Source organism: Pseudoalteromonas caenipelagi, from assembly GCF_013140855.1.
Classification (GTDB): domain Bacteria; phylum Pseudomonadota; class Gammaproteobacteria; order Enterobacterales; family Alteromonadaceae; genus Pseudoalteromonas; species Pseudoalteromonas caenipelagi.
Genome location: NZ_JABBPG010000001.1, coordinates 352,255 through 378,976, shown reverse-complemented (window position 1 = coordinate 378,976; position 26,722 = coordinate 352,255). Strand labels below are relative to the sequence as shown.

Annotated in this window: 23 protein-coding genes; 14 read left to right on the top strand and 9 right to left on the bottom strand. The window is 42.4% G+C overall.

Annotation, left to right across the window (positions count from 1 at the left end; genetic code table 11):
• The first annotated feature begins 552 nt into the window (after window positions 1–552).
• A complete protein-coding gene (locus tag HG263_RS01595) occupies window positions 553–846 on the top strand; it encodes a YciI family protein (protein ID WP_171624337.1) in 294 nt (97 codons plus the stop codon).
• A gap of 358 nt (window positions 847–1,204) precedes the next feature.
• Entirely contained in the window at window positions 1,205–3,397 is a 2,193-nt protein-coding gene (locus tag HG263_RS01590; RefSeq protein WP_171624336.1) for a fasciclin domain-containing protein, read from the top strand.
• A gap of 18 nt (window positions 3,398–3,415) precedes the next feature.
• Here the strand turns inward: HG263_RS01590 and HG263_RS01585 are convergent, their stop codons facing one another.
• Complete coding sequence (locus HG263_RS01585) at window positions 3,416–3,967, bottom strand: TetR/AcrR family transcriptional regulator (RefSeq protein WP_171624335.1); 552 nt, start codon at window positions 3,965–3,967, stop codon at window positions 3,416–3,418.
• An 88-nt stretch (window positions 3,968–4,055) separates the two neighbouring features.
• Between HG263_RS01585 and HG263_RS01580 the strand changes: the two genes are divergently transcribed.
• The 3 genes from HG263_RS01580 to HG263_RS01570 all read left to right on the top strand — a co-directional run bounded on the left by HG263_RS01580 (window position 4,056) and on the right by HG263_RS01570 (window position 8,263).
• Entirely contained in the window at window positions 4,056–4,514 is a 459-nt protein-coding gene (locus tag HG263_RS01580) for an HPP family protein (RefSeq protein WP_171624334.1), read from the top strand.
• A gap of 386 nt (window positions 4,515–4,900) precedes the next feature.
• Window positions 4,901–5,044 (top strand): hypothetical protein, encoded by a 144-nt coding sequence (locus HG263_RS01575; protein ID WP_171624333.1) that lies wholly within the window; start codon window positions 4,901–4,903, stop codon window positions 5,042–5,044.
• 360 nt (window positions 5,045–5,404) lie between these two features.
• Window positions 5,405–8,263, top strand: coding sequence for a TonB-dependent receptor plug domain-containing protein (locus tag HG263_RS01570; protein ID WP_171624332.1), 2,859 nt, complete (start codon window positions 5,405–5,407; stop codon window positions 8,261–8,263).
• Between the two features lie 114 nt (window positions 8,264–8,377).
• On the opposite strand, the gene asnS is transcribed toward HG263_RS01570, so the two are convergent.
• Entirely contained in the window at window positions 8,378–9,775 is a 1,398-nt protein-coding gene (asnS, locus tag HG263_RS01565; RefSeq protein ID WP_171624331.1) for an asparagine--tRNA ligase, read from the bottom strand.
• A gap of 306 nt (window positions 9,776–10,081) precedes the next feature.
• Here asnS and HG263_RS01560 point away from each other — a divergent pair, with 306 nt between their 5' ends.
• Both HG263_RS01560 and HG263_RS01555 read left to right on the top strand, forming a co-directional pair.
• A complete protein-coding gene (locus HG263_RS01560; protein WP_171624330.1) occupies window positions 10,082–10,516 on the top strand; it encodes an AAA family ATPase in 435 nt (144 codons plus the stop codon).
• A gap of 87 nt (window positions 10,517–10,603) precedes the next feature.
• Window positions 10,604–10,747: a hypothetical protein gene (locus tag HG263_RS01555; RefSeq protein WP_171624329.1), complete on the top strand. Its 144-nt coding sequence runs from the start codon at window positions 10,604–10,606 to the stop codon at window positions 10,745–10,747.
• Window positions 10,748–10,816: 69 nt separating this feature from the next.
• On the opposite strand, the gene HG263_RS01550 is transcribed toward HG263_RS01555, so the two are convergent.
• Window positions 10,817–12,445 (bottom strand): M28 family metallopeptidase, encoded by a 1,629-nt coding sequence (locus HG263_RS01550; protein ID WP_171624328.1) that lies wholly within the window; start codon window positions 12,443–12,445, stop codon window positions 10,817–10,819.
• Between the two features lie 159 nt (window positions 12,446–12,604).
• Here HG263_RS01550 and HG263_RS01545 point away from each other — a divergent pair, with 159 nt between their 5' ends.
• The 3 genes from HG263_RS01545 to HG263_RS01535 are packed head-to-tail and all read left to right on the top strand — an operon-like array spanning window position 12,605 to window position 15,399.
• The gene (locus tag HG263_RS01545) at window positions 12,605–13,447 is read left to right on the top strand and encodes a DUF3025 domain-containing protein (protein WP_171624327.1); all 843 of its coding nucleotides are present in this window, start codon (window positions 12,605–12,607) and stop codon (window positions 13,445–13,447) included.
• Entirely contained in the window at window positions 13,413–14,198 is a 786-nt protein-coding gene (locus HG263_RS01540; RefSeq protein ID WP_171624326.1) for an ABC transporter ATP-binding protein, read from the top strand. Before HG263_RS01545 ends, HG263_RS01540 begins: the two co-directional genes overlap by 35 nt.
• Window positions 14,191–15,399: an ABC transporter permease gene (locus tag HG263_RS01535; RefSeq protein ID WP_171624325.1), complete on the top strand. Its 1,209-nt coding sequence runs from the start codon at window positions 14,191–14,193 to the stop codon at window positions 15,397–15,399. Before HG263_RS01540 ends, HG263_RS01535 begins: the two co-directional genes overlap by 8 nt.
• 63 nt (window positions 15,400–15,462) lie before the next feature.
• Here HG263_RS01535 and HG263_RS01530 read toward each other — a convergent pair whose 3' ends face one another.
• Entirely contained in the window at window positions 15,463–16,266 is an 804-nt protein-coding gene (locus HG263_RS01530; protein ID WP_171624324.1) for a UDP-2,3-diacylglucosamine diphosphatase, read from the bottom strand.
• Window positions 16,267–16,620: 354 nt separating this feature from the next.
• Between HG263_RS01530 and HG263_RS01525 the strand changes: the two genes are divergently transcribed.
• Window positions 16,621–17,079 carry an energy transducer TonB gene (locus tag HG263_RS01525; RefSeq protein ID WP_171624323.1) on the top strand — a complete coding sequence of 153 codons (459 nt, stop codon included), beginning with the start codon at window positions 16,621–16,623 and terminating at the stop codon, window positions 17,077–17,079.
• A gap of 166 nt (window positions 17,080–17,245) precedes the next feature.
• On the top strand, window positions 17,246–18,079 hold the full coding sequence (locus HG263_RS01520; RefSeq protein ID WP_171624322.1) for an HDOD domain-containing protein: 834 nt from the start codon (window positions 17,246–17,248) through the stop codon (window positions 18,077–18,079).
• 384 nt (window positions 18,080–18,463) lie between these two features.
• On the opposite strand, the gene HG263_RS01515 is transcribed toward HG263_RS01520, so the two are convergent.
• From HG263_RS01515 to HG263_RS01495, 5 genes are all read right to left on the bottom strand, one after another.
• Entirely contained in the window at window positions 18,464–19,609 is a 1,146-nt protein-coding gene (locus HG263_RS01515; RefSeq protein ID WP_171624321.1) for a peroxidase, FMP-type, read from the bottom strand.
• Window positions 19,610–19,968: 359 nt separating this feature from the next.
• Window positions 19,969–21,693: a proline--tRNA ligase gene (locus HG263_RS01510; RefSeq protein WP_171624320.1), complete on the bottom strand. Its 1,725-nt coding sequence runs from the start codon at window positions 21,691–21,693 to the stop codon at window positions 19,969–19,971.
• Window positions 21,694–21,772: 79 nt separating this feature from the next.
• A complete protein-coding gene (gene tsaA, locus HG263_RS01505) occupies window positions 21,773–22,477 on the bottom strand; it encodes a tRNA (N6-threonylcarbamoyladenosine(37)-N6)-methyltransferase TrmO (RefSeq protein ID WP_171624319.1) in 705 nt (234 codons plus the stop codon).
• A gap of 105 nt (window positions 22,478–22,582) precedes the next feature.
• On the bottom strand, window positions 22,583–23,059 hold the full coding sequence (locus HG263_RS01500; protein ID WP_152085857.1) for an acyl-CoA thioesterase: 477 nt from the start codon (window positions 23,057–23,059) through the stop codon (window positions 22,583–22,585).
• A 129-nt stretch (window positions 23,060–23,188) separates the two neighbouring features.
• Window positions 23,189–24,838, bottom strand: a complete 1,650-nt coding sequence (locus HG263_RS01495) for an electron transfer flavoprotein-ubiquinone oxidoreductase (protein ID WP_171624318.1) — start codon at window positions 24,836–24,838, stop codon at window positions 23,189–23,191.
• A gap of 175 nt (window positions 24,839–25,013) precedes the next feature.
• Here HG263_RS01495 and HG263_RS01490 point away from each other — a divergent pair, with 175 nt between their 5' ends.
• Together HG263_RS01490 and HG263_RS01485 are read left to right on the top strand one after the other, a co-directional pair.
• Complete coding sequence (locus HG263_RS01490; RefSeq protein WP_171624317.1) at window positions 25,014–25,766, top strand: electron transfer flavoprotein subunit beta/FixA family protein; 753 nt, start codon at window positions 25,014–25,016, stop codon at window positions 25,764–25,766.
• On the top strand, window positions 25,763–26,689 hold the full coding sequence (locus tag HG263_RS01485) for an electron transfer flavoprotein subunit alpha/FixB family protein (RefSeq protein ID WP_171624316.1): 927 nt from the start codon (window positions 25,763–25,765) through the stop codon (window positions 26,687–26,689). The genes HG263_RS01490 and HG263_RS01485 overlap by 4 nt, the downstream gene beginning before the upstream one ends.
• The last annotated feature ends 33 nt before the right edge of the window (window positions 26,690–26,722 follow it).

The following is a 26,722-nucleotide window of genomic DNA, read 5'->3' as shown; positions in this document are numbered from 1 at the left end:
AGCTTGCTACCTAGTGTGATAAACACTTGCGCGGTTTATCTATGCTCCTTTAACCTAGCAAGTCATGAAATACAGCAGTATGTGTGCCAACCTAACTATATTGTTAGGTTCAAAGTTTGTCGCAGATGGTATTTTAACCAGTGCTTGCTACTTGATTTTGAAAATACACTTGTAGTGGTTAAAGTAAAAGTTGGAGCGTTTTGGCAAAGTTATGTATCTTTGCTCATTGCTGTTGTTGGCGCTAGCATGGGGTGGTTGCTCAGAGCAAGAGCACTAAAAGCTAGTTTAATGTGGCTCAGCGTTTTATGTTTGTTCGCTGTGTACAAACAATATATATGTTGTGAGACTTTATTAGATATACTCATTCGCCCATAAAATTTTAAAATTAAAAGGTTAAAATCAGCGTATAAGCAAGTCACTCAAGCAATAAAGATGCATGCTAAGTAAAAAAATAATGATTTTTCGATAATATCCACAACGAGTTATAAATCATCAATATTTATATTTTATAAAAGTAAGCGGAGGTTCCTTCGCAAATATAAAGGAGTATACATGTTTATTATTTCCCTTACTTACCAAGTGTCATTACAAGAGGTTGACCGCTTTATTCCTGAGCATATTGAGTTTTTGAATGAACAATATGCAAAGGGACATTTTATTTTGTCTGGCCGTAAAGAGCCTAGAACAGGTGGAGTCATTATTTCTATTATCAAAAGTAGGGAAGAATTAGAAGCAGTTTTGGTCAAAGACCCATTTTATAGAGAAAAGCTAGCCAGTTATGACGTTACTCAAATAGTGCCAACCAAAGCCAGTGATACGTTAAAGTTTCTGGCTGAAAATTGTTAGATTAAATGTAATTGTTTTCGTTGTAAGGCACTGTTTTAAAGTAAAAAACCATTTGTTACTAGCGCTGACCAATGTATAGACCAAAGTAGTAAGGTGTGGCTCGATTTTAGGGGGAACTACAAAGGCAGCTATATGAGTTTAAGCACGATTGAAGTGATGGATTACAACCAAACGTGACGCGATATGTTTACTGTGAAGCATGACTTGCTCATTTCGGTGCTAACGGCACACAACATCTCTGCAATTGACCATATTGTTGCGATTAACAATTTTGTTTAGATAAATAAAATTTGATCGTTTACAAAACAACCCCCGTACAGTGCTTTTAGTTCTTACAAACGACAGGAGGAATAGAACATTGAAAGCATTAATACAATTCTCATTGTTGCTAGCGTCAGGTCTGTTTTTATTCGGCTGTAACGACAATGATGATCACACAGTTAAAACGTCTCCCGAGCCAGTAGTCACAGCAACGACGATTGTTGATGCGGCAAAAGGAGCAGGTAATTTTACGACATTAGTCGCGGCTTTGGAGGCTACGGGGCTTGATGCTACTTTGGCAGATACGACCAGTAAGTTTACGGTTTTTGCACCAACTGATGACGCGTTTGAACTTCTGGGCCAAGAAACCATCAATGGTCTGTTGCAAGACACCGATACACTAAGTGATATTCTCGCTTACCATGTTATATCTGGTGAGGTAGATGCACAATCGGCATTGGGTTTAACGGGCTCGACGGTTGCAACGGTCAATGGTGCTAAGGTTGCGCTGTCATTAGATGGTGATAGCTTATTGATCAACACATCCACCGTTATCACAACCGATATAAAAACTGATAATGGTATCATTCACGTCATCGACGCTGTATTGATGCCGCCAACTAGTGCAGACCAAGCCGCTACTAATATAGTTGAAACAGCTAAAGCCGCTGGTTCTTTCAGCACGCTCATCAAAGCACTAGAGGTAACAAATTTAGATTCGGTGCTCAGCGATGGTTCTGGCAAGTTTACGGTTTTTGCGCCGACGGATGCTGCGTTTGCTGCCTTGGGTCAAAAAACCATAAACACGCTTTTGGCAAACCCCGACACTTTGGCGCAAATTTTAAAACAGCATGTTATTGTGGGCGAAGTTGACTCGGTGAGTGCAATGTCACTCAATGGTAAAAGCGCGCAAACGGTGCTTGGCAATGAGTTGGCCATTAGCATCAATGATCAGACGGACTCATTGGCGTTTGCTGGGGTTAATGTACTCAGTACCGACATCAAAACCAGTAACGGTATTATTCATGTGATAGATGCAGTTGTGGTTGCCGATGTGAGCTTGCCACAAAGCTTTGGCACAATTGCCGATGTAGCAAATGATGCCGGCAGTTTTAACACTTTAATCGCGGCACTCAGCGCTACTGGTTTAGATACTCTGGTGGCAGATCCAACCAAGACTTTTACGGTGTTTGCACCGACAGACGAAGCGTTTGCTGCGCTTGGTCAAGATACTATTGCCGCTTTGCTTAATGATACCGATAAACTAAAAGACATCTTGTTGTATCACGTTGTTGCCGATGCAAAAGTATTGCAAGACTCCGCAGTAACCATCGCCAGCAGTGACGATAATATGGTTAACATGGCCAATGGTGAAAAAGCCGCGCTGTCTTACACCGATATGACATTATTCGTTAACGATGCTGTTGTAACGACAGCTAACGTTAATGCTGATAACGGCGTTATTCACGTTTTAAATAAAGTGATTATGCCGCCTAGTGAGCAACAGGCTTCAAGCAAAACTATCGCACAAACTGCTGTAGAAACACCTGAACTTTCGACGCTGGTCAGCGCCTTACAAGGGGCCAATTTGGTCGACACATTTAACGATATCAGCAAAACTTTCACCGTTTTTGCACCAACTAATAACGCGTTTAAAAAGATCCCAAGCGATACGCTGAGCGCTTTGCTGGCTGATCAAGCTGCGTTAAGTGATGTGTTAACTAAGCATGTTGTCGCAGACGCAAGCATTGACAGCGTGGGAGCATTTTCAGCAAACGGTAAGCAAGTTACTACGCTTGCGGGCAAAGCATTAAGTGTCAACGTTGTAGACTTTTCATCGACCACCAATACCAACACGGATGCGGTTGCCTATAGCTCGCAAGCTCAGCGTTTAGTGACAGGTAATGGCTCTGCAACGTCAGGTATGACAGTGTATGTATTTGATAATGACTTAGAGAATAACGGTAGCACCTGCGTTGATGCCTGTGCGCAAACTTGGATGCCGATTATAGCGTCAGAAGATAACATAAAAAATATACCCGGTTTGTCACTTATCACTCGCAGTGACAGTACAACACAAGTTGCCTATTTAGGCCGTCCTCTTTACACCTATAGCGGTGATAGTGTTGTAGGAGATACTAAGGGGCAAGGGGTTAATAACCTTTGGTGGCAAGTAAGCCTACCGACTACCTCACTGCAAATCGCTGGGAGCAATGTCACAGTAACAAATATTAAAGCCAGCAATGGCGTGGTGCATTTAATTGATACTGTGATCACCGAGGCGAAATAACGCTGTGCTTTTATTGCATCAGCGCAACATGGCCTGTGATGCGTTGATGCAATCTTCTATTAAAAGCGTGTTTTTGCCAGATACTTGCGCTGTTACAATGGCACCTTCCATCAAAATACACAGGGCCGCTACATTATCTTGATTGTCGATACTGAGTTTATCAGCAATAACCTGTCTAACTTTTGATTTGTGTTGTTCACACAACTTACGGATCTCGCAAGATACATCACTGTATTCTCCACAAGTATTAATAAAAAAACAGCCTCTAAATTCCCCTAAGCGCGGTTCATTGTTGTCAAACCAGTTTTCCAATGCTTGGAAGAGCACGGTCGTGACCTCGAGGTCGTTTTTAGCATTAGATAGCTTGCTTTCTAGCCATTGGATAAATAGGCGGTGGCGAGCTTCTAACGCTGCAAGTAATAATTCTTCTTTACTATTAAAGTGACTGTAAAGTGTTCGCTTTGCCACTCCAGATCTCTTTAGTATTTCATTGACTCCGATCGCATGAATACCATGGTTATAAAACAGAGTTAATGCGGTATCGATTAGCAGTTGACGTTTTTTGCTCATGTATTTCTCCTCAAACACATCTTGACAAAAGTAGACCAAATTGTCTATATTTGCAGGTAGACAGATTGGTCTACTTTGAGGGGGGAATATGCATAATTTAATTTTGGCTTTATTTGCGGGCTTAGGGGCAAGTTTGGCGATTGGTGTACTGTCTTTTTTTGACGCCACATACAGTCATATTGCATTGCTTATGGCGCCTTTTGGTGCAACAACTGTATTGGTTTTTGGTTTGCCAGACAGTCCTCTTGCACAGCCGAAGAATGTGATTCTAGGTCATTTAATAACGGCGTTTGTTGGCGTGTTTTTCACGCAATATATTGGTGTGACACCTTTGACGTTAGCATTGGCAACTGGTGTTGCTGTGAGCGCTATGCTTATTACAAAAACAACGCACCCACCCGCGGGGGCAAATCCGTTGCTCGTTATGCTCTCTGGACAGGGTTGGATATTTTTACTAACCCCAGTGCTGGTCGGTGCAATTGCCATTGTATTGATTGGCAAGGCTATGCAGTTAGCACGACAGCAGTGGGTGAGCGAATACAATTAAACATTTTGTCAGCGTACGAGTAGTGTATCCATTTAAGAGTTCCTGAACTCATTTAGTTATTATGTACTTGTATCAGAGTCCAATATCTTACCCGCTGGTATTGTCATAGTTGTGCTGCTTAGAGATTAGTTGCTCCGCTCTAAGCAACCCTGAAGTGGCACAATAGGCATAATGTGTTTGATTACCACTTTCGTTCATTTCACTTAAAGCTGATGAACTAAGAGAAAAGTTACAGCAAATGTGGGGGAAGCTGGGTTAACTAGCATTGCACTGGCCATTAGCTCTAAGCGTGTTTACCCTACTTTAAACTACGCATTAGGATATCGAAAAGCTGACCCTTTAGTTAGTGCCAATTAGAAAGTTTGAACCTGTAGTCGGTGAACACTATGACTAAGCAAACTATAGTCTTACTCGCGTCTGTGCTTGGGATGCTTGCTTTGGTCAATGGTATTTTTATAGTTATCCCAACAGAGGCTTGGTATTGGTTCATGCCGAGCGTGTCTGATAGGGGCCATTTTACCAGCACTTAGTGGCGATCTTGGTTTTATTTATACGTTATTAGCAAAGCTAAGTTTATCAGCTTGTTATTACTTCTAGGACTCTTTGGGGCGGGGTATGAGTACCATAATATCTTATTCTCAAAGCCCATAATCATTTAAATAATCAGTGTATTAACCATTTAGTAACGGTATCGTGACTCTATTTTCGCTTTTGAAATGGTTGATGCGGTTGGTAACTTTCTGCTCATAATAATTAACATGAATTTGTGCCTAAAATTGCTTTTTGTACATTTACAGCGTGTTTCTATTGTGTTTCTATATGCGCTCCAAAAATATAATAAATCGCTACAACTCATAGATATAGATGTACATCAAACAAGGGAGAAAATAATGATTAGGTCTAAACTCAGCCTTTCTATTAAGGCTGTCCTAATTGGGGGAATTGCATTCTCAGGTCACAGCGCCGTGGCAAACACGGGTGAGCAAGGTGCCGATAAGCAAATAGAGCGCATCGTAACGACTGGCTCACGTATTAGTCGTGCTGATGTGGAAGGTCCTTCACCAATCGTTGTGCTTACCGCAGAAGACATTGATGCTAAAGGTTTCAATAACGTATTTGAAGCGCTTCAGTCACTGTCATCAGCAACTGGTTCTACGCAAGGCCAAGGTCTAACAAACAGCTTTACACCTAATGCTGAAACGGTAAACCTACGTGGTATGGGTGCAAACCGTACGCTAGTACTTTTAAATGGTCGTCGCGTTGCTAACTATCCACGCGCATTCAATGGCCAAAACAACGTATTTAACTTATCAACGATCAGTGCTGCAGCAATTTCTCGCATCGAAGTTCTTACTGGTGGTAGCTCAGCGGTCTACGGTTCTGATGCAATTGCGGGTGTAATCAACATCATTACTAAAACAGATGTAGATGACATTACCGTGCGCCTTCGCCATGCAACAACAGATCAAGGCGGTGGCGATAGCAATAAATTTTCAATTGCAGGTGGATTTGGTAAAGGCGACTTAAATGTAAGCTATGCGGTTGAATACTCAAAGCAAGATATGCTGTTAGGTAGCGAGCGTGATTGGCTGAATGATTTCAGTGATGGCCCTGCAACAAGCGAAGAGGCAGAGTATCAACGTGTAAACGAGCGTAGCATTATGGCTGGCACGATTGATGGCGGCTTTAAATATATCCATCCACAAGAGTTTGGTACTAATCTTTGTGACCAATGGGATGAATATGACTTGTCAGAGCGTCCTTCACGCGGTTTCTATTGTGGTAAAGACACGACGGGCGATAACTCATACATCAATGATAGAGAGCAACTGTCGCTATATACTAACCTGACGTACCAGATTAATAACGAACATGAGTTCTTTGCTGAAGCACTATATTGGGACAGTGAAGCGGCTAACCGTGGTGGCTTTGGTGTTAGTTGGGGAACGAGTACGTTACCAGATGGTGTCGCACTTGGTGGTCAATGGGTTTGGGATGCTACAAATGATCGTTACCTATACTTAGGTCGCACCTTTACACCAAACGAAGTAGGTGACGATAAGAGTCATTTTGAAGATGAAATGCTGTATACCGCAGCAGGCTTTAGAGGCACAGTACTTGACGATTGGGGTTATGAAGTGTCAGTTGCGCACAGTGCATCAGACAGCTTTGAATATGAAAACCTCATCGCCTCTGATAAGGCAGTGGCTTACTTCTTAGGTAGCCCGTTAGAGGGCACAACAAGTGATTTCTACCCTAACTTTGACCGCTTTTGGAAACCATTAGACCAAGCGGGTCGAGATGCAATTGTTGAAGTGAATGACTCAAGTGCAGATGCATCTGTTACCACAGTAAACGCGTCATTAACCGGCGACCTATTTGAATTAGATGCGGGCCCTGTTGCGTTTGCGATGGCGCTCGAGTGGTCGACAGAAGATTATGAAATTAATGTTGACCCAAGAACTTTGGATAAAACTAAAGGCTGGGGTAACGGATTAACCGGTACAGAAGGTAAGGGTGACCGTGACCGTTATGGTATGGCGGTTGAATTCAGAGTACCAATAACGGATGAGTTACAAACCAGTATTGCGGGTCGTTACGATTATTATGATGATGAAACAGCGGTAGATGGCGCGTTCACTTATCAACTTGGTTTAGAATATCGTCCACTTGAACAACTTCTAGTTCGTGCTAACTATGGTACCACCTTTAGAGCGCCAGATATTCACCAAGTGTATGCGGGTCCTTCAGGTTTTTATCAGACATTTACTGACTACTGGTTAGAAAGCAAGTGTGCGCAAATTGTTGGCGAGCAAGCTACAGGCTTATCCGCAGCAGAGCAAGAAGCCGTTGCTTATCAGTGTGATACAAACAGTGCTGGCAAGCTACGTGAATCGCAACAGTTCCAAGGTGAAAGAACGGGTAACAAAAACCTTAAAGAAGAAACGGGTTACTCAGCAACCATCGGTTTTGTTTGGAGCATTACAGACAAAATGGACCTGACGACGGATTTATACCGCATCCGTATCGAAGATCAGGTAGAAAGCTGGGATACCGATCATTTCTTCACAACTGAAGCTAAATGTCGTAACGGTCAAGAGCAAAACCAAGCGTTATGTGATGATGTATTGAGTCGTATCGACAGACACGCAGTGGGTGCACCCGATGTGGCTATGACCGTGGATAAGGCTCGCTCTACATATATTAACCAGTCTTTGAATGAGCAAACTGGTGTAGACGTTAACTATAAGGCGGGCTTTGACCTTGGCGCATACGGTGAATTTAACTTAGATCTTAAATACACGCATGTACTTGAAGTGGTTGATCAAAAGTTCCCAGGTGACAAAATCGACAAAGAGTATCGCGATAGCTACTTAAACAACGACTTCCGTTCACGTTGGGATAACCGCTTTGGTTGGAACAACGACGACTGGAGCGTATCACTTCAGCAAACACGTTATGGCTCTAGTTGGAACGATGAAGACCCAGATCCAATACGTAACCCGTCAGATGATCGCCGAGCATTAGCTAAGCGTTTGAAGCCATGGTTAATTTATAACCTAGGGGTGACATATTCAATTAACGACAATCATTTTGTTAAACTTGGTGTGAATAACCTACGTGACTCAAAAGCACGTAATGACGAAAGTTACGTCTACGGTAAACCTTGGTTTAACAGAGAAAGATACCCAGTAACAACGGCTGTAATGGGTCGTACATTCTCATTGGAGTGGACAGGTCGTTTCTAAACTTTAGTAAATAAAGTTAGTAAGTTATAAATACCCAGCAATTTGCTGGGTATTTTTTGCACATAAAAAAACCTAGGTAAACACCTAGGTTTTTATCAAATTCAACGAATGTGCTTAGTACGTAGCACTGCCCTTAGTACGAGGGAAGGCGATTACGTCGCGTACGTTACCCATACCCGTTACATATGCAACTAAACGTTCAAAGCCAAGGCCAAAGCCTGAATGAGGTACGGTGCCGTAGCGGCGTAAGTCGCGGTACCAGCTGTAGTCTTCTTTGTTTAAGCCCATTTCTTCTAAACGTTGATCAAGCACATCTAAACGTTCTTCACGCTGAGAGCCACCGATGATCTCACCGATACCAGGCGCAACTACGTCCATAGCAGCAACAGTTTTACCATCTTCGTTTTGGCGCATGTAGAAGGCTTTGATGTCACGTGGGTAGTTTTTGATAACTACTGGTGCCTTAAAGTGCTCTTCTGCCAAGTAACGCTCGTGCTCAGATTGTAAATCAACGCCCCATTCAACAGGGAATTCAAACGTTTTACCACAGCTTTTAAGAATTTCAATTGCATCAGTGTAATCAACTTGTGCAAAGTCTTTATCAACAAACTCTTCTAAACGTGAAATTGCGGTTTTTTCGATACGCTGTGCAAAAAACTCCATATCATCACGGCGTTCTTCTAAAACGGCTTTGAAAACATACTTAAGCATGTTTTCAGCCAATTTAGCAATGTCTTCTAAATCTGCAAACGCAACCTCTGGCTCAACCATCCAAAACTCTGCTAAGTGGCGAGATGTATTAGAGTTTTCAGCGCGGAAAGTTGGGCCAAAAGTATAAATTTTTGACATTGCGCTGGCGTATGTTTCACCATTTAACTGACCTGATACGGTTAAAAATGCTTCTTTACCGAAGAAATCTTCAGCGTAGTCTACATCCCCTTTATCCGTACGTGGTAAGTTGTTCATATCAAGCGTTGATACACGGAACATTTCGCCGGCACCTTCACAGTCGCTTGCGGTGATAATCGGTGTGCTGATCCACATGTAGCCTTGTTCATGGAAAAAACGATGAATCGCTTGTGATAAGCAGTTACGTACGCGAGTCACTGCGCCAATCACGTTAGTACGTGGGCGAAGGTGGGCATGTTCACGTAAATATTCGATACTATGACGTTTTGCAGCCATAGGGTAGGTGTCTGGGTTTTCTACCCAGCCAAGTACTTCAACTGAATTAGCTTGAATTTCGAATGCTTGACCTTGACCTTCAGATTTAACTAACACGCCTGTTACTTTTACAGAGCAACCAGCGGTTAAGCGGGTAACTTCATCATAATTATTGAGCGAATTAGGGACAACTGCTTGGATAGGATCAAAACAAGAACCGTCATGAACGGCTAAGAAAGAAATACCTGCTTTTGAATCGCGGCGTGTGCGGATCCAGCCTTTTACTGTTACTTGGCTGTCGACCGCAACGGTGCCTTTTAGTAGCTCCGTTATCGCTATGTGGCTCATCTTCACTCCAATGATATAAGTTACCTAATAATTATTCGATTGTACCTGAAAAACAGTGCAGGCACGTGAACCGTATATTACCTTTGATAAAGCAATAAAAAAACACTCAATTGCAACTCTTTTACAAGTTAATCCGTTTGCAATGGAATTAGCCTCGTGTTTTGGTTGTTTTTTGTTCTATTTGGCAGCGTTTTTGAATAATGATACGCGCCGGAGCGGTAAACCATGATTATATTGTAAAGTTATGGCATGATAGTCGTTTATTTTATGAAGTGATATTTCTGACTTTAGGTAACGTTATTGTCGATGAAACAAGTTTTTATTTTGAGAGGCTTACCCGGTTGTGGTAAGAGTCATTATGCGCAAACACTAGCGGACGAAATGGTTGCTGGTGATGAAACACAATATTTGATCTGTTCTACAGATGATTACTTTTACAATGATGCTGGTGACTATCATTTCGAAAAGTTTAAACTACCCGAATACCATAACTTAAATTTGGCACGCTTTATCAATGGCCTAAGTGAAGGCATTCCATTGGTTATTTTAGACAATACCAACATTAAAAAATGGGAGTTTGTGGCGTACAGTACCGCGGCAACCGCAATGGGTTATCAGGTTAAAGAAGTGATTGTCGGTGAAGTAAAAGACAAATCTATGCAACACCTTTATGCCAAGCGTAACACGCATGGCGTAGCGCTTAGAACGATTAGTAAGATGGCTTATATTTTTGAGTGGTAACTGGCTGTATTAAGTTACAAGGTGTTTACATTGTGTGCTATTTGTTTCATAGTCAATTGACCAATTACGAGTCAAAGGAGACTGGCCATGAAAATCAAGTTAAATAAAAAGACTATAAAAACACTTAAGCAACCGCCTAAAGAGCAGTTAGATGATAAAGCGACGCGGCAAATCGCAGGGGGTGGTTTTACCTCTGAGTGGTTTAAAGAGTTAAGTCGCATGTATTGTTAATGAATGCGATGATTAGATAAAGTAAAAAGCCAACGTTAACACGTTGGCTTTTTACTTTTTATTGCACAATTATTTGCGTTGGAACTCTGATGTTTCGTTCCATGTTGGCCATTGTGTTTGCTGTGAAATATCGTAACCTACTTGATAGAACAGCTGTAAGTCTTGTACTGCACCACTTAAGTCCCACTCGTCACGGTAGCGATCACATGGTTGATGGTAACAACCACGTAATACCAGACTCATACGTTTGCGATAGTCAGCGGTTTGTTCATCGAATGCTTCAGTACCGCCGCCTGCGTACATTGCAGGTACACCCATGTTAGCAAATGCAAAGTGATCTGAGCGATAGTAACCGCCTGACGCAGGTTTTGGATCGCCAGATACCACGCGTCCTTGGGCTTTAGCCGCAGCTGCCAGCATGTTATCTAATGACGACTTACCGATACCCACCACACTGATATCTTTTACTTTACCTAGTAGATTTAAGCTATCCATGTTGATGTTAGCAACAGTTTTGTTAGCTGGGATCACAGGGTTTGCAGCATAAAACTTAGAACCTAATAAACCTTGCTCTTCTGCGGTTACAGCTAAGAAAGTCATCGAGCGTTTAGGACGATTTGGCAATTTAGCAAAGGCTTCAGCTACTTCAATCATGCCGCCAGTTCCGGTAGCGTTATCATGGGCACCGTTATAAATCTGATCGCCTTTGCGATTTTTATCAGTTCCAAGATGATCCCAGTGCGCCGAATAAATCACATGCTCATCGGGTTTTTCGCTACCAGGCAGGGTTGCGATAAAGTTGTATGACGTTGAGGTTTTAATTTTACTTTTTACCGTCACAGATGCAGTTAAATCGCCCATGTCTAAATGGTACGCGCCTTTGGCTGCATTGGCTTTGGCAGTTTCAAAGTTCAAACCCGCTTTTTCAAATAGCTCTTTAGCTACGTCAACCGTTACCCAACCTTCAACTGCAACGCGGTCCATGTTGTTATTGGCTTTTTGAAAACCAAATTGCTCACCACTCCAAGAGTTTTCTACAACACTCCACGGGTATGATGCGGGGGCTGTTTCGTGGACGATAATTGCACCAGCCGCACCTTGGCGGCTTGCCTCTTCAAATTTGTATGTCCAACGGCCATAGTAAGTCATGGCTTCACCAGTAAACATACTTGCGTCTTTGGTAGCAAAGCCTGGGTCGTTCACCAGCATAACAACTGTTTTGCCTTTTACATCTAACCCTTCATAGTCGTTCCAGTTATACTCTGGCGCGTTTACGCCATAGCCTACGAATACCAGCTCAGAGTCTTTAATTGACTCAAGGGCACTGATGCGGCTAGTACCCATGACCATGTCTTTTTTGTATTGGTATGCTTTACCGCCAATGTCTAACGTCATGTTTGAGTCAGCTTCGATAGACACTAAAGGCACTTCTTGGAAGAAGCTATCGCCATTACCTGGCTGATAACCGAGCGCTTTGAATTGCTCGCTCAAGTAAGCCAATGTCAGCTCTTCACCTTTTGATGATGGGGCTCTACCGCCAAACTCATCGGATGCCAGTGTTTTTACATGCTGTGCGAGTTGTTCGGCATTTATGCTGTTGTAAGCTGCTTGCACATCTGCGCTGGTATTAGAAGCTGTACTTGCACAGCCACTAAGCACCGCGATAGTCAAAGCGCTAAGAGTCATTTTTAATTTCATAGCAGTTCTTATGTTTTTTATTAAAGACGGCTAAGTATAAACACAAAAATTAAAAATATTCGAGCAACTGCGGCAGGTAGCGGACCGGTGCGCTCAGTTGTCATTGGCGCTTGGAGTAACTTGGGGTAAAATGTCGCAAAGAATTTTATGTAGTTAGTAATGAAAAAATTCACGCCACCTGAAAAATTTGAGCCGCACAGATTAGCTGGCGGAGCATTTGCACATTTGAACCAAATTTTTAAGCTTAACGAGCAAACTGATTGGCCTAGCTTCAATTGGCTCAACAGTCTAGTTGATACACAAAACCATCAAGCTAAGCCTATTGAGTTTGTTAGTGATGCCGAACTTCAAGATGAGACGCGTTATTATGAGCAGATCATTTATGAAACAGGGCAGGTACCAACCAGAGAACAAAATTGGCATGATTTATTTGGAGCCATGATCTGGAGTTTGTTTCCTAAAAGCAAATCATTACTCAATAAACGTCATATCGATGAAATAAATGAGCACGGTTTAAAGCGTCGCAGCAAACACCGCAATGCGTTGACTCTTTTTGATGAGTGCGGCGTTATTATTGCGATGACCGATGAAGCATTTTCGTTAAAACTTAAGGCGCATCAGTGGCAGGACGTTTTTGTGGATAGTCGTACGCGTTGGGGACATGATATTAAGCCATTTATATTCGGTCATGCTAATTATGAAATGCTTACGAAGCCCTTTATTGGCCTAACTGGAAAAGTGTTGTGTGTGGTGGTAGATGAGTGCTTTTTTAGCTTGGATCTGACAAACCAGTATGACGCGTTAGATGCTTGCTTGGTTGATATGATACAAAACGAGGGCGTGCTTGATGATAATTCAGCATTGTCTCCGTTACCGTTGTTAGGCGTACCCACTTGGTGCGACGACAACCAAGACCCTGAATATTATAACAATACCGACTATTTCAGACCAAAACGAAGGAATACGCATGATAGAAGTCAAGGCGCTACAAAAGCGCTTTAAATTGACCAAAGAACATCAGCAAAAGGGTAAGTCTAAAGACGTAAGAGAGCACGATGGCTATTTTCATTCGGTAAAAAACGTCAGCTTTTCGTGTGCTCAAGGTGAAGTGTTAGGGTTACTAGGCCCAAGTGGTGCAGGTAAAACCACAACGCTACGTATGCTCTCTACCGCATTGAAACCTGATAGCGGACAAATAACCATCAATGGTCAAGATATTATTAAAAAGCCATTAATTGGGCGACGCTCTATTGGCTTTTTGTCGGGTTCTACTGGCTTATATGGGCGCTTAAGTGCGCGAGAAAACGTAGAGTATTTTGCCAAATTGCATGGCTTAAAAGGGCGGGAGCTTAAGTCTCGATGCGATGCTCTGTTTGAGAAGCTCGATATGACTGAGTTTTTAGACAAACGAGCAGAGCACCTTTCAACAGGTATGAAACAAAAAACCAATATCGCACGTGCCGTTGTTCATCAGCCGGATGTTGTGGTGCTAGATGAGCCAACAACTGGTTTGGATATTATGACCACACAAACGGTGATTAACTTTATTCGAGAACTTAAGAGTAATGGTACACCTGTGATTTTTTCAACACACCACTTGGATGAAGTTGCGCTGCTGTGCGATAGAATTTGCGTGATTGATAAAGGGGTAAGCTGTTTTGACGACAGTGTGGCGCAGTTTAAGGCGCAAGGGAAGAGCGATGAGCTAAACCAAGCCTTTATGAATCTGTTACAAGGAGCTGCACATGTTTGAAGTATTCAAAAAGGAGTTGTTAGAGCTTGTTAGAGACCGTAAAACGTTATTTTTTGTGTTAGCTCTACCGATGCTTATATTTCCTGTAATTATGGGGCTAGTGGCGTTTTTAGGCTCGCAGGCAGCACTCAAAGCAGAGCAAAAAGTGCATACTTATTACATCGTTAATGAACAAAACAGTGAGCAATTTGCTGAGCGGGTCTTTTACCATAAAAGCTTTAAGAAATATGATGGAAAACACCAGTTTTTGTCTATTGAGGACTTAAAGCAAGCAGTGCAAAGTGGCGCGATTGATGTCGGTATATATTTAGAGGCCGACCCAACGCAAACTATTGAACAGGGTGAGCAAGCAAGTTGGCAAGTGGTTTTTAATGATGCACAGAGCATTAACTTTATCTACGATAGACTAAAATCAATTGCTAATGAACTCTCTGATTCTTTGCGCGAACAAGCATTAGTTGCATTAGGAGTCGATAAAAGTAAGCAAGCAGCAATGTTGCAGCCTATCTTAGTTAGCAAAGTTGACACTGCTGATAAACGTGAAAACATTGGCGAAAAACTCGGGGCCTTTATCCCATATCTGTTGATCCCCTTAGTTCTTATGGGGGCGAGTTATCCGGCTATCGACCTTGGCGCGGGAGAGAAAGAGCGAGGCACCTTAGAGACCTTGTTATTAACGCCCGTCACGCGCACGCAACTGGTGCTTGGTAAGTTTTTAACGGTTTTACTGAGCTCTTTAGCTTGCGCCACTGTCACCGTGTTGAGTATGGCTATTTGGGTTTCGGTTGCAATTAGTTTTGTCGAGCTTGATACCATAAAGTCAGCATTCTCAAGTGTTACAGGCGTTGATTTTATGCTGATATTTGCACTGTTGGTGCCAATAGCGGCTATTTTTTCATCTTTAGTATTAGCGATTTCTATTTATGCTCGTACTTTTAAAGAAGCACAAAATTATATGGCCCCTTTAAGTATGGGGGTGTTTTTGCCAATCGTTATTTCGTTGATGCCAAATATGGTACTCAATGCAAAAACAGCGCTCATTCCTGTCACGAATGTGGCACTGGCAATTAAAGAAATTGTTAAAGGTACGGTGGATTACGGATTGCTAAGTATGATTGTGTTAACGTCGATAGGACTTGCTGCTCTATTACTGGCCTTTTGCGTTAGGTGGTTCTCAAAAGAAACCGTGTTATTTAGATAGCGGGTTAATTAAAAAGCGCGACTAATCGCGCTTTTTATATTTTCAGCAAGTAAGAACACACTTTTATGCTGCTTTGGCATCACCTGATGCTTTTATTTTATCAAGTTCAACTACATTAATAACGTGCTGAATATCAGACCAATGCAATAACTCAATACGGCCGCTTTCACCCTCGACCAGCGCGGTACAATTCTCAATCCAATCGCCATCATTGCAATATACAATGCCATCTTGTACTTTTATGGCAGGTTGGTGAATATGACCACAAATGATGCCATCCACGCCCTGTTTTTTAGCTTCATGAATTGCCGCAGACTCAAACGCGCTAATGGCTTCGCGGGCTTTATGAACACGGTTTTTAAGCCAAGATGCCAACGACCAGTAGTGGCCACCATACAGGCGGCGTACTCGGTTCGTCCAGCGATTTAAAAATAGCAAAAAGTCATAAGCAGCATCGCCTGCAATACTGATCAGCTTGCTGTAGCGTGTTGCTGAATCAAAGTCATCGCCATGTAATAGCAAAAACTTTTTACCTAGTGAAGTGGTATGAATAAATGTTTTGTGCACTTCTACGTTAAACAGACTCTTGCCCACATAGCTTCTAAACGTTTCATCGTGGTTACCAGGAATATACACCACCCGAGTACCTGATTCTGCTTTAGCTTGAATGCACTCAAGCACTTTATAATGTGAAGGTTGCCAATAAAATTGGCGCTTCATTGACCACAAATCAACAATGTCGCCCACCAGATAGAGCACGTCACAGCGCGTGCTGTTTAAAAAGTCTAGCAAGTAGTCGGCTTTGCAATCCTTGTAGCCTAGGTGAACATCCGAGATCCAAATGCTCGGGTAGTACGTTGTAGTCATAGTCAGTGGCCTCAAGCGTAATAAAAACTAAACTAATGCGCTTAGATGAACAAAGCATTACATAATTACGACATATTGGAGATATTAAAAATAAAACAAACAAAAGCGTGAATAGACAATGGATAGCATACTTTTAAACTTAAAAAGGCGAGGGCTGTATGATTACTGCTTTGTTTTAGAGTTAGAAAAATAACAATTTGTGATATCGTATTTCTGCACTAAGATTTAGAATACTTTAACGACTTGGATTGAGCCGTGTTCAAAGCTTGGTTTTGGTCATGTCGTGTTTATCATTTAGTAAAGATATCAATTTTAGCCCTATTTACAGGGGCAAAAAAGCAGCAAGGATTTAGCATGCGTAAAACAATAACTATATCAATATTATTAAGCCTCTCCTTAGTAGCCTGTACAACAAACCATACAAAAAACACACCAAGCAAAGGGCCGGTAAAGTTTATCGATTTAACTTCCGATACAAGTCAGACGTTAATCGATGACTATTGGGTTGTTACAAAAAAACAAGAGCCTTTATACCCAGTTGACGCGGCTAAACGCGGTGTATCAGGCTGTGTTGACTTAGAAGTTGGCATAAGCAATGAAGGCAAGATGATCGTGTACAAAGTGAAAAAATCATATCCACAAGGGATATTTGATGACTATGCTGCGGCTGCATTGTTGAAGTGGCGTTGGAAAGCCGCAGATGCAAATGTTGATAAGTTACCTGTGCTTACTTTGATGCATATGGGTTTTAAAGTGATCGGTTCGAAAAACAAACAGCAAGCGCAAGAAGAGTGTGGCAAATTTCACGTTTAGTTGCATGGAGAAGGGCAAGGATTAACGTCTATTATAGAGACTTATTCAATGACAAGTAATTAAAAGTTTGGCTATTGAGTACAGGCAAAAGTGAAAAAAAGTGACGGTTTAGTCACCGTTGGCTATACATTAATCATGATGTTTTTTGTTGTGACGGTATGAGTCAATGGCGATCACTTTAACAAACGAAGAAAAGCGCATTTTAAAGAATGTGTCGATTCCGCCACGCCCTGAAGTGTTAATCCAATTCTCTCAAGAGACCAAAAAACCAGAGCCTAACATCAGTGCAATTGCCAATATCTTGCACGCGGATATTGGCATCTCAGCGGCTGTACTTCAGGTTGTAAACTCTGCAGCATTTCGTCGTAGTAGAGAAATAGAGTCTATTGATCAAGCGATAATGACGCTTGGCCTGAAACGCTTAGTGCCTCTGGTAAAAGCGGTGGCATTGAAGTCAACTGTTGGACATAACTCAGCGATGGCCGACTTTTGGGAAGCGCAAACAGAAATTGCCCAATATGCCTCAGTGCTCGCCAATGCGCTGCAGAAACCATCGTTGGCTAACCATGCTTATATGCTCGGTCTATTTCATTTTGTCGGCGTACCAATTCTTAATCAGCATTTTGATGATTATGAAAAAATAATTTCATTAGCTGATGAAAGCGGTTGGGATCTTGCCGCTGTGCAAGAAATGGCTCAGTACAAAACCAACCATGCAACCATTGGCTCATTACTGGCTGCCCAGTGGGGATTACCCAAAATCATGGTCTATGTGATCTATTATATGCACGATGTAGAGGGTATTTTTAGTTCAGGTGAACTTGATAGCACAGGTCTTGGATTATTGAGTATCTTAAAAGTTGCAAGGCATAGTGCTTTTTTAAAAGCTAATCCAGATAAAGAGGACCCAGAGTGGCAAGCGGTACAAGAGGATATTCTCGACTTTCTTAAGATTGATGAAAGTGAATTGTCTGACTTGATTTTGTCTATTGATGAGTAGCATTGCATGTCTTAATTACCATGTCCCTAAAATATGGAAATGCACGCTCGCTGTGATTGTTTTGTTCCCGATCAAAGTAAGCGAAACCGACAAACCCTGACAAAGTGCTAACCGCATAATTTAGTGTTTTAGGCTAGTTGTGTGAGTATCGGTACTCATGTAACGCTCCCACACAGGAATAAATGCCTATTTTACTGATTTGGGGAAAATATTATGCCAGTGAGGACTCTATACAACTGGCATAATCTGTTTTAAAGCGTGGTTAATCTCGCTTGTGGGTCATTTTATTAGCCGTTTTAACGGCGTTTTTATTTGTTCCTTCGTCGAGAATAATCGGGTCGAATCGCTCGTTGGGGGGAATATCCTCGATACGGCGCAGTGTATTCACTTGAATATGAGGCCACAGCGTTGTTTCACCGCTTGAACCGAACATAAATTCAAAGTCGACAATTTGTTCATATTGCAGCTGTTGAATGGTTTTTTGGTCTTTCCTTCGTTTTCCCAATCATCTATTTCAACTTCTTCAATCCACATGCGATAACGCATTCTTACTACTCGACAATAGCGCTCAATCATCACATTGTTGACGGTTGCCCCCTGAACCCCCGTATCGTGCCGAGAGTCCAACTCGATTAAATCGTACGATTTAAAATTCACGGTGTCGTTAAATTCTTTGAGCGTTAAGTTTGGTTGTACTGTATAGGGGTACCTAGCACCAAATTTATCATAATTGAAAATCCGCAAGAAATAGGCTTGGGCACTGTTAAGACCGAGTTCTTCGCGGTTTTTTTCTGTCCATTTGGGTTTAGTATCTATAGTGGCACCTTTGAAATCTCTCGTTGGGTTTAGTCCCATTGTTGGTGATATTGCTAAATACTGTGGCTCCCAAAGGTCTGCAATATGTGGTGCATCAATATATGGTTTTTCGTCCGAAGAGCAACTTTGAGTTATATTGCCCGTAAGGTGAATGGTCGTGCCATGCGGGATCACCCCGGAACGAGATATCGAATGCGGTGGTACAAACTGAGGACCTAGTTCTCCTGGTCCAATTACTGGTGCACCACCATCTTCTTCAACCGACTCAACACTTGAAGGATGCTTGAATAGGGTATGTGGATTTTGATATTGACCATTATCTTGCCAAGGCATGGTGTTATCACCAAGCCACAGGTACATACCATTCTCAAAGTGCTGTAATATTTCGTCATTATCGACAATTGCTGTTTCATACTTAACTGGACCATTAAATTGCTCGTTTGACCCCGCACGATTACGGACAGGCTCATTCACTTGCGTGAACGTAAGCTGCTCTCGATATTGTTGTGACTTAAAGTGAAAAACGCCAAAGATGGTTTCAGCAGAGGTCCCCGGTGAAGGCATACAGGTTGTATGCAAGCCTTTTGGCCCACCTTTCCAATTAACCCATGTACCATGGAGTTTTTGTAAAATACCAAATTGTGCTTTATTAGGTTCACCCTCGTGCCATTCTGGGTAAGGTCTGACGGATGATTCTTGTGTTTCTTTAGACATAGTGTGCTCCATATTTTCCTTGCAAAATTACCAGCACCGTCAATCAGAACGTTTCCAAAAACGCATTTTTAGAGAAACGCACAGACGATTTGTAGGGTAACTATTCATATGAAGAATGAATCAATTTATAAACCTAAACAATTACAGGCAAATACATGGTATTGGCAATAACCAGTACAAGGTATGCGAAGAACTCATGTCAGTTTGTTTTAGGGAATACTTTGTTTATGGCAATCAGTGTTTTGAATTACAAAATGTATTTTAAATGAAAGGAAATATGATGATGGGTTTAGTAGAGGGAGGGTTAAGCAATCAACATGACTTAACTTAACACTCCAAATAGCTAATTCCGTCAGGAATTAGCCTCGGATCTGCGCTGAAATTGCTGCAACAGCTTCTTCGATATCAAGCATCAGCTTTTCACCTGTGCGGCGGTTTTTAAGTTCCACTTGGTTGTTATCCAAGTTTCGCTCACCTATCACAAGTGTATATGGTACGCCAAGTAGCTCCATATCGTTGAACATTACACCTGGACGCTCTTTACGGTCATCAAACAACACATCAATACCGGCTTGCTTAAATTCGCTGTATAAGCGCTCTGCAATCTCAGGAATACGATGAGACTTATGCATATTCATTGGCACAATCGCTAGTTCAAATGGTGCAAGTGCGGTAGTCCACTTAATACCATAATCATCATTGTTTTGCTCAATAGCAGCTGCAACGATACGTGATACACCAATACCATAACATCCCATGGTCATGATTTGGTTTTTACCGTTTTCGCCAAGTACACCTGCATTCATTGCTTCTGAGTACTTTGTACCCAGTTGGAAAATGTGACCAACTTCAATACCGCGCTTAATTTGCAAAGTACCCTTACCACATGGACTTGGGTCGCCTTCAACCACGTTGCGCAGGTCAAATACTTCGTAGTTAGTAACGTCTCTGTCCCAGTTGATGCCGCTGTAGTGTTCGCCATCTTTGTTTGCACCTGCAACAAAGTCTGCCATCACTGCTGCGCTTCTATCAACGATAACAGGTATGGTCAGGCCAACAGGACCGAGTGATCCAGGGTAGGCACCAATGGCTGCAAAAATATCTTCTTCTTTCGCCATTTCAAGCGGTGAGTCAATAAGCGGATGCTTCTCAGCTTTTAACTCGTTAAGTTCATGGTCACCACGTAGGATCAATGCAACTAAGCCGCGTTGTTCATTTTCATCAGGGACACCGTAAACAATCAATGTTTTAACGCCGCGATGTGGCTTAACACCATGCTTGGCTTTTAGCTCGGCAATAGTTTTGGCTTCAGGCGTTGCAAAGGTGTTTAACTCTTTACTTGGCTCTGGCCGCGCTTCAGTAGGTGCGAGTGCTTCTGCTTTTTCAATGTTTGCCGCGTAATCACTGTCTGTACTGAATGCGATGGCGTCTTCACCAGATTCTGCTAATACGTGAAATTCGTGTGACACGCTACCACCAATTGAGCCTGTATCAGCGATAACAGGGCGATAGTCAAGCCCCAAACGCTCAAACACATTACAATACGCTTTGTGCATGCGCTGATAAGTTTGTGCTAAACACTCTTCAGTCATATGGAAAGAGTAAGCATCTTTCATGGTGAATTCGCGTGCACGCATGACACCAAAACGTGGGCGTACTTCGTCACGTACTTTCGTTTGTACTTGGTATAAGGTTACCGGTAACTGCTTATAGCTGCTGATCTCTTTGCGTACAAAGTCGGTGATAACTTCTTCGTGTGTTGGGCCAAGAGCGAACGGTCTGTTGTGTCTGTCGGTGATGCGAAGCAGCTCAGGACCAAACTGTTCCCAACGGCCAGATTCTTGCCAAAGATCGGCTGGTTGAATAACAGGCATGAGCATTTCAATTGCACCTGCTTTGTCCATTTCTTCACGCACAACTTGCTCTACTTTGCGTAGCACTTTTAATCCAGATGGCAGCCAAGTGTATAAACCTGAAGCCAGTTTGCGGATCATTCCCGCACGTAACATTAACTGGTGGCTGATAATTTCAGCATCTGATGGCGTTTCTTTTAATGTCGCCAAAATATATTGACTGGTACGCATGATGGTTCCGTTCGTAATGTAATTGTTTTTCAAAAGTCTAGCGCGTAGTTTATCAGCGCTAGGCCGCTACACAAAGTGTTTATTCGTGGGTTATCTCAATCACTTTATTGTGTTGTTCGTCAACTTGCCAACGAATATTGAATTCGTACAAGCTCATGCCGTAAAACTGGGTTTGCTGTTTTTGTTTTTTATAGGCAGGGCGTGGGTCTTGTTTTAACACATTGGTGATAAATTCTCGCAGGTCGGGATATTGCGTTTGCTTGACGAGGAAATCACTTGCTTGGTCGCTAAACTCGACTGTCATTGGTGTTTCAGGGCGCGTATCTGCAAAACCTGCACTGGCATCCGTCATTGCATCGGAGTAGGGTAAATAAGGCTTGATATCAACAATTGGCGTGCCATCTAGCAAGTCTATACCTGAAAGTAATAGGGCCAACTGACCATTTTTATATTCTACCCCTTCAAGTTTTACCGCACTCATGCCTATACCGTTTGGGCGAAATGTGGCTCGGGTAGCAAATACCCCCTTGCGTTCGTTACCGCCTAAGCGAGGAGGGCGAACCAGTGCAGAGTAACCTTTGTCGGCTGTTTCGTGAAAACGAAACAACAGCCATAGGTGACTAAATTCTTCAATACCACGAACAAATTCCTCTCGACTAAAGTCTTCACAAAATACCAGCTTAGCTTTTGCTTGTGGTACAAGCCTAGGTTGGCGTGGAATAGCAAACTTTTGTTTATAAGGCGATTGGATAAAGCCAATCGGTTGAATTTGATAGCTTTGCACTGTTGTAACGTCACTACTTTAAATAAAGGCGGCCGCGATTGTAGCGCGTATGGCAGCGATTATCTATGTTCAAGCGATTATAAGTAGTGGCAGTTAAGTTAAAGCTCAATCTTCAATGGTGCGCTGTAATAAAGATTCGGTTTCAATGGCGATTTCTTTCATTTTTATCGCGTATAACTCGAGCTTTTTTTGTTCTTCGGTTTTTGGCTTAAACTGTGGTACTGGTACAGGGTAGCCTGCTTTATCCATGGCAATAAAGCTGATAATACAGTGATTGCTTTCAACTAAGGATTGTTTTTGTGGGTCGCCACAGCGTACGCGAATAAATATCTGCATACTGGTTTTTCCGGTATGGGCAATTTGCGCTGATACTTCAACAATTTGCCCAACTAGAATAGGGCGTTTGAATCGCACCCCAGCTACAGAAACGGTGACGCAGTAACTGCCACTCCAACCGGCGGCACAGGCATAACCTGCTTGATCTATCCATTTCATAACAATGCCACCATGTACTTTGCCGCCAAAGTTGACATCGGTAGGCTCTGCTAAAAATCTAAATACTACTTCTGAGTGTCCACTCATAGCTCAATGCTCTTCATTGCGACTTTTGATTAAGTATATGCAATATTTAGATTTTTGCTGGATTCTATAGGTGGTAATAAAAAGGGGCCACAGGCCCCAGCAATTTAGGTTGGATACAGCTTAGTAAAGTTACATATTGGGATAATTAGGGCCACCAGCACCTTCTGGTGTCACCCAGGTGATGTTTTGGCTTGGGTCTTTAATGTCACAGGTTTTACAGTGCACGCAGTTTTGCGCGTTGATAACAAATTGTTTGTCACCTGCATCATTTTCATTTATTTCATACACGCCTGCTGGGCAATACCTTTGCGCGGGCTCTGCGTATTTTTCTAAATTAACCGTGATTGGAATGCTTGCATCAGCCAATTGTAAATGACATGGCTGCGACTCTTCATGGTTGGTATTTGATAAAAATACTGATGAGAGTTTGTCAAAGCTGAGTTTGCCATCAGGCTTTGGATAGTCAATTGCTTCACACTCTGAAGCTGGCTTTAACGTGGCATAGTCGTGGTGTTCATCTTTGAATGTAAATGGCAGAGAACCCGAAAAGATATTTTGATCTAAGGTGTTATATGCGCCACCTAAAATGCGGCCAAACTTGTGGATCACAGGGCCAAAGTTACGAGACTGATAAAGCTCATCGTATAGCCAGCTTGATTTAAACTTATCTGCAAAACTGGTTAAATCTGCTGCTGGTTGTTCACTGCTTAGCGCTTCAATAATGCTATCTGCGGCTAACATGCCCGATTTCATCGCGGTGTGATTACCTTTGATTTTGGCAAAGTTAAGCGTACCTGCATCGCAGCCTACTAATAAACCACCAGGGAAATGCATTTTCGGTAAGCTATGGAATCCGCCTTTAGCGATTGCACGAGCACCATAAGAGACGCGTTCGGCACCTTCTAATACTTGCGCAAATACAGGGTGATGTTTCATACGCTGAAACTCATCAAACGGGCTTAAATTCGGGTTGCTGTAGTTTAAGTCAATGATCAGACCTACCACCACTTGGTTATTTTCAGCGTGATACATGAAAGAACCACCATGGGTGTCGTTCTCTAATGGCCAGCCAGTGCCGTGTACGACTGTGCCTTCTTTATGTTTAGCTGGATCGATTTGCCAAATTTCTTTAAAGCCAATGCCGTAGTGCTGTGGGGTGGCATCTTTATCAAGTGAAAACTGCTTAATCAGTTGTTTACCTAAGTGACCTCGACAGCCCTCTGCAAATACAGTGTATTTAGCACGCAGTTCCATACCTGGCATATAGCTGTCTTTTGGTTGGCCGTCTTTGTCAACTCCCATATCACCGGTGATGATGCCTTTCACTTCGTCATCTTCAACAATCAGTGAATGGGCACTAAAGCCTGGGAATATTTCTACGCCCAGCTGCTCAGCTTGTTCGGCTAGCCAGCGACATACGTTACCCATAGAAACAATGTAGTTACCATGGTTTTTGAATGTTTTTGGCACCGCAATATGGGGAATGCTGGTGGCATTATCTTGATTTTTAAAAAGATAAATATCATCTTGCGTTACTTGCGTGGTGATTGGTGCGCCTTTTTCTTTCCAATCGGGTAGCAGTTCATCTAATGCTTTAGTCTCAAAAACAGCCCCAGATAAAATATGTGCGCCAACTTCTGAGCCTTTTTCAACGACACAGATCATGAGTTCTTTTTCTTGTTGCTGTGCCTGTTGTGCGAGTCGAATTGCGCAAGATAGCCCTGCAGGGCCTGCGCCAACAACCACAACATCGAATTCCATGGTTTCACGTTCAACCATTTTAACCTCACTATATTTGACGGTGTATTAACTAAAAAGAGGTTTTAGTTTTTATTACGTTAAAGTAAGGTTATTTTAGGTTGACGTTTACGTCAACAGGAAGTAGTCTGATTCCATAAAATAAATATGTTGACGTAGACGTCAGCTTTAAGAATAACCAGATGATGGAGTAACCATGAAAGTACTTGTGCCAATCAAACGTGTGATTGACTACAACGTCAAGGCAAGAGTTAAGCCAGACAACAGTGATGTTGATTTAACGAACGTTAAAATGGCAATGAACCCATTTTGTGAGATTGCAGTTGAAGAAGCTATACGCTTAAAAGAAGCGGGCACAGCTAGTGAAGTGATCGCCGTATCTATTGGTGACAAAGCTTGCCAAGAGCAGCTTCGTACCGCTTTAGCACTAGGTGCCGATAAAGCTATTCATATTGAAACTGACGCAAAACTTGAGTCTTTACATGTTGCTAAATTGCTTGCCAAATTAGTTGAGCAAGAGCAGCCTGAGCTGGTTATTCTGGGCAAACAGTCAATAGATTCCGATAACAATCAAACGGGTCAAATGCTGGCTGCACTTACAAACCGTAGCCAAGGTACATTTGCCTCAAAAGTAGTGATTGAAAGTGGTAAAGCGCAAGTAACACGTGAAGTAGATGGCGGTTTACAAACAGTCTCTTTAACGCTGCCTGCCATTGTCACAACTGACTTACGCTTGAACGAGCCTCGTTACGCATCACTGCCAAACATCATGAAAGCAAAACGTAAACCACTAGATGTGATTACTGCTGATAGCTTAGGTGTCGATCTTGCACCTCGTATTGAGCTGGTTAAAGTTGAAGAGCCAGCGAAGCGTGAAGCAGGTGTTATTGTTGAGAGTGTTGAAGAGCTAGTAACCAAATTAAAAACTGAAGCAAAGGTGATCTCATGAGCGTATTAGTTATTGCAGAGCATGAACATGGTCAACTAAAGCCAGAGACCGCAAAAGTTGTCAATGCTGCTGTTGCCATTGGCGGTGATGTAGAAGTATTGGTTGCCGGTCACAATGTGGCTGATGTTGCAAACAGCGCAGCATTGATTGCGGGCGTTAATAAAGTACGTGTTGCTGATAGCGCAGGTTTTGAGCACCAACTTGCAGAGAATACCGCTGACTTAATCGTTGAGTTAGCTTCGGGTTATAGCCATATTTTAGCAAGTGCTTCAACAACGGGTAAAAATACTTTGCCACGTGTAAGCGCGCTTCTTGATAAATCGCAGATTTCTGAGATTATCGCGGTCGTTGACGCTGATACGTTCAAGCGCCCGATTTATGCAGGTAATGCCATTGCGACTGTGAAATCGAATGAATCACAAAAGGTGATTACTGTACGAGCCAGTGCGTTTGATGCACAAGGCGAGCAGGGCGCATGTGAGATAGAAAAATTATCAATGAACTTTGATAATGCACTAAGCGCATTCGTTAGCATTGAGCAAACTGAATCAGAGCGTCCAGAGCTTAACGCTGCACCAGTTGTGATCTCTGGTGGTCGCGGTATGCAAAATGGTGAAAACTTTGCGTTACTAAATGGTATTGCTGACAAACTAGGTGCAGCCATTGGCGCATCTCGTGCCGCTGTTGACGCTGGCTTTGTACCAAATGATATGCAAGTAGGTCAAACGGGTAAAATCGTGGCACCTGATTTGTACATTGCAGTTGGTATCAGCGGTGCAATTCAACACCTTGCTGGTATGAAAGATTCAAAAGTAATTGTTGCAATAAACAAAGACCCTGATGCGCCAATCTTCCAAGTAGCAGATTATGGCCTAGTTGCTGACTTATTCGATGTGCTACCAGAGCTAGAAGCCGCATTATAAAAGAATAATAACAATTCTGGTTGTTAAAGCCGT

Bases quoted from the DNA above. Each gene is read 5' to 3' on its own strand.
- HG263_RS01515 (WP_171624321.1), bottom strand. From the start codon at position 19,609: ATGTCTAAAGAAACACAAGAATCATCCGTCAGACCTTACCCAGAATGG.
- HG263_RS01545 (WP_171624327.1), top strand. From the start codon at position 12,605: ATGAAAAAATTCACGCCACCTGAAAAATTTGAGCCGCACAGATTAGCT.
- HG263_RS01495 (WP_171624318.1), bottom strand. From the start codon at position 24,838: ATGGTTGAACGTGAAACCATGGAATTCGATGTTGTGGTTGTTGGCGCA.
- HG263_RS01570 (WP_171624332.1), top strand. From the start codon at position 5,405: ATGATTAGGTCTAAACTCAGCCTTTCTATTAAGGCTGTCCTAATTGGG.
- HG263_RS01525 (WP_171624323.1), top strand. From the start codon at position 16,621: ATGCGTAAAACAATAACTATATCAATATTATTAAGCCTCTCCTTAGTA.
- HG263_RS01580 (WP_171624334.1), top strand. From the start codon at position 4,056: ATGCATAATTTAATTTTGGCTTTATTTGCGGGCTTAGGGGCAAGTTTG.
- HG263_RS01530 (WP_171624324.1), bottom strand. From the start codon at position 16,266: ATGACTACAACGTACTACCCGAGCATTTGGATCTCGGATGTTCACCTA.
- HG263_RS01490 (WP_171624317.1), top strand. From the start codon at position 25,014: ATGAAAGTACTTGTGCCAATCAAACGTGTGATTGACTACAACGTCAAG.
- HG263_RS01585 (WP_171624335.1), bottom strand. From the start codon at position 3,967: ATGAGCAAAAAACGTCAACTGCTAATCGATACCGCATTAACTCTGTTT.
- HG263_RS01520 (WP_171624322.1), top strand. From the start codon at position 17,246: ATGGCGATCACTTTAACAAACGAAGAAAAGCGCATTTTAAAGAATGTG.
- HG263_RS01510 (WP_171624320.1), bottom strand. From the start codon at position 21,693: ATGCGTACCAGTCAATATATTTTGGCGACATTAAAAGAAACGCCATCA.
- HG263_RS01550 (WP_171624328.1), bottom strand. From the start codon at position 12,445: ATGAAATTAAAAATGACTCTTAGCGCTTTGACTATCGCGGTGCTTAGT.
- HG263_RS01595 (WP_171624337.1), top strand. From the start codon at position 553: ATGTTTATTATTTCCCTTACTTACCAAGTGTCATTACAAGAGGTTGAC.
- HG263_RS01555 (WP_171624329.1), top strand. From the start codon at position 10,604: ATGAAAATCAAGTTAAATAAAAAGACTATAAAAACACTTAAGCAACCG.
- HG263_RS01575 (WP_171624333.1), top strand. From the start codon at position 4,901: ATGACTAAGCAAACTATAGTCTTACTCGCGTCTGTGCTTGGGATGCTT.
- HG263_RS01485 (WP_171624316.1), top strand. From the start codon at position 25,763: ATGAGCGTATTAGTTATTGCAGAGCATGAACATGGTCAACTAAAGCCA.
- HG263_RS01560 (WP_171624330.1), top strand. From the start codon at position 10,082: ATGAAACAAGTTTTTATTTTGAGAGGCTTACCCGGTTGTGGTAAGAGT.
- HG263_RS01540 (WP_171624326.1), top strand. From the start codon at position 13,413: ATGATAGAAGTCAAGGCGCTACAAAAGCGCTTTAAATTGACCAAAGAA.
- asnS (WP_171624331.1), bottom strand. From the start codon at position 9,775: ATGAGCCACATAGCGATAACGGAGCTACTAAAAGGCACCGTTGCGGTC.
- HG263_RS01500 (WP_152085857.1), bottom strand. From the start codon at position 23,059: ATGAGTGGACACTCAGAAGTAGTATTTAGATTTTTAGCAGAGCCTACC.
- HG263_RS01535 (WP_171624325.1), top strand. From the start codon at position 14,191: ATGTTTGAAGTATTCAAAAAGGAGTTGTTAGAGCTTGTTAGAGACCGT.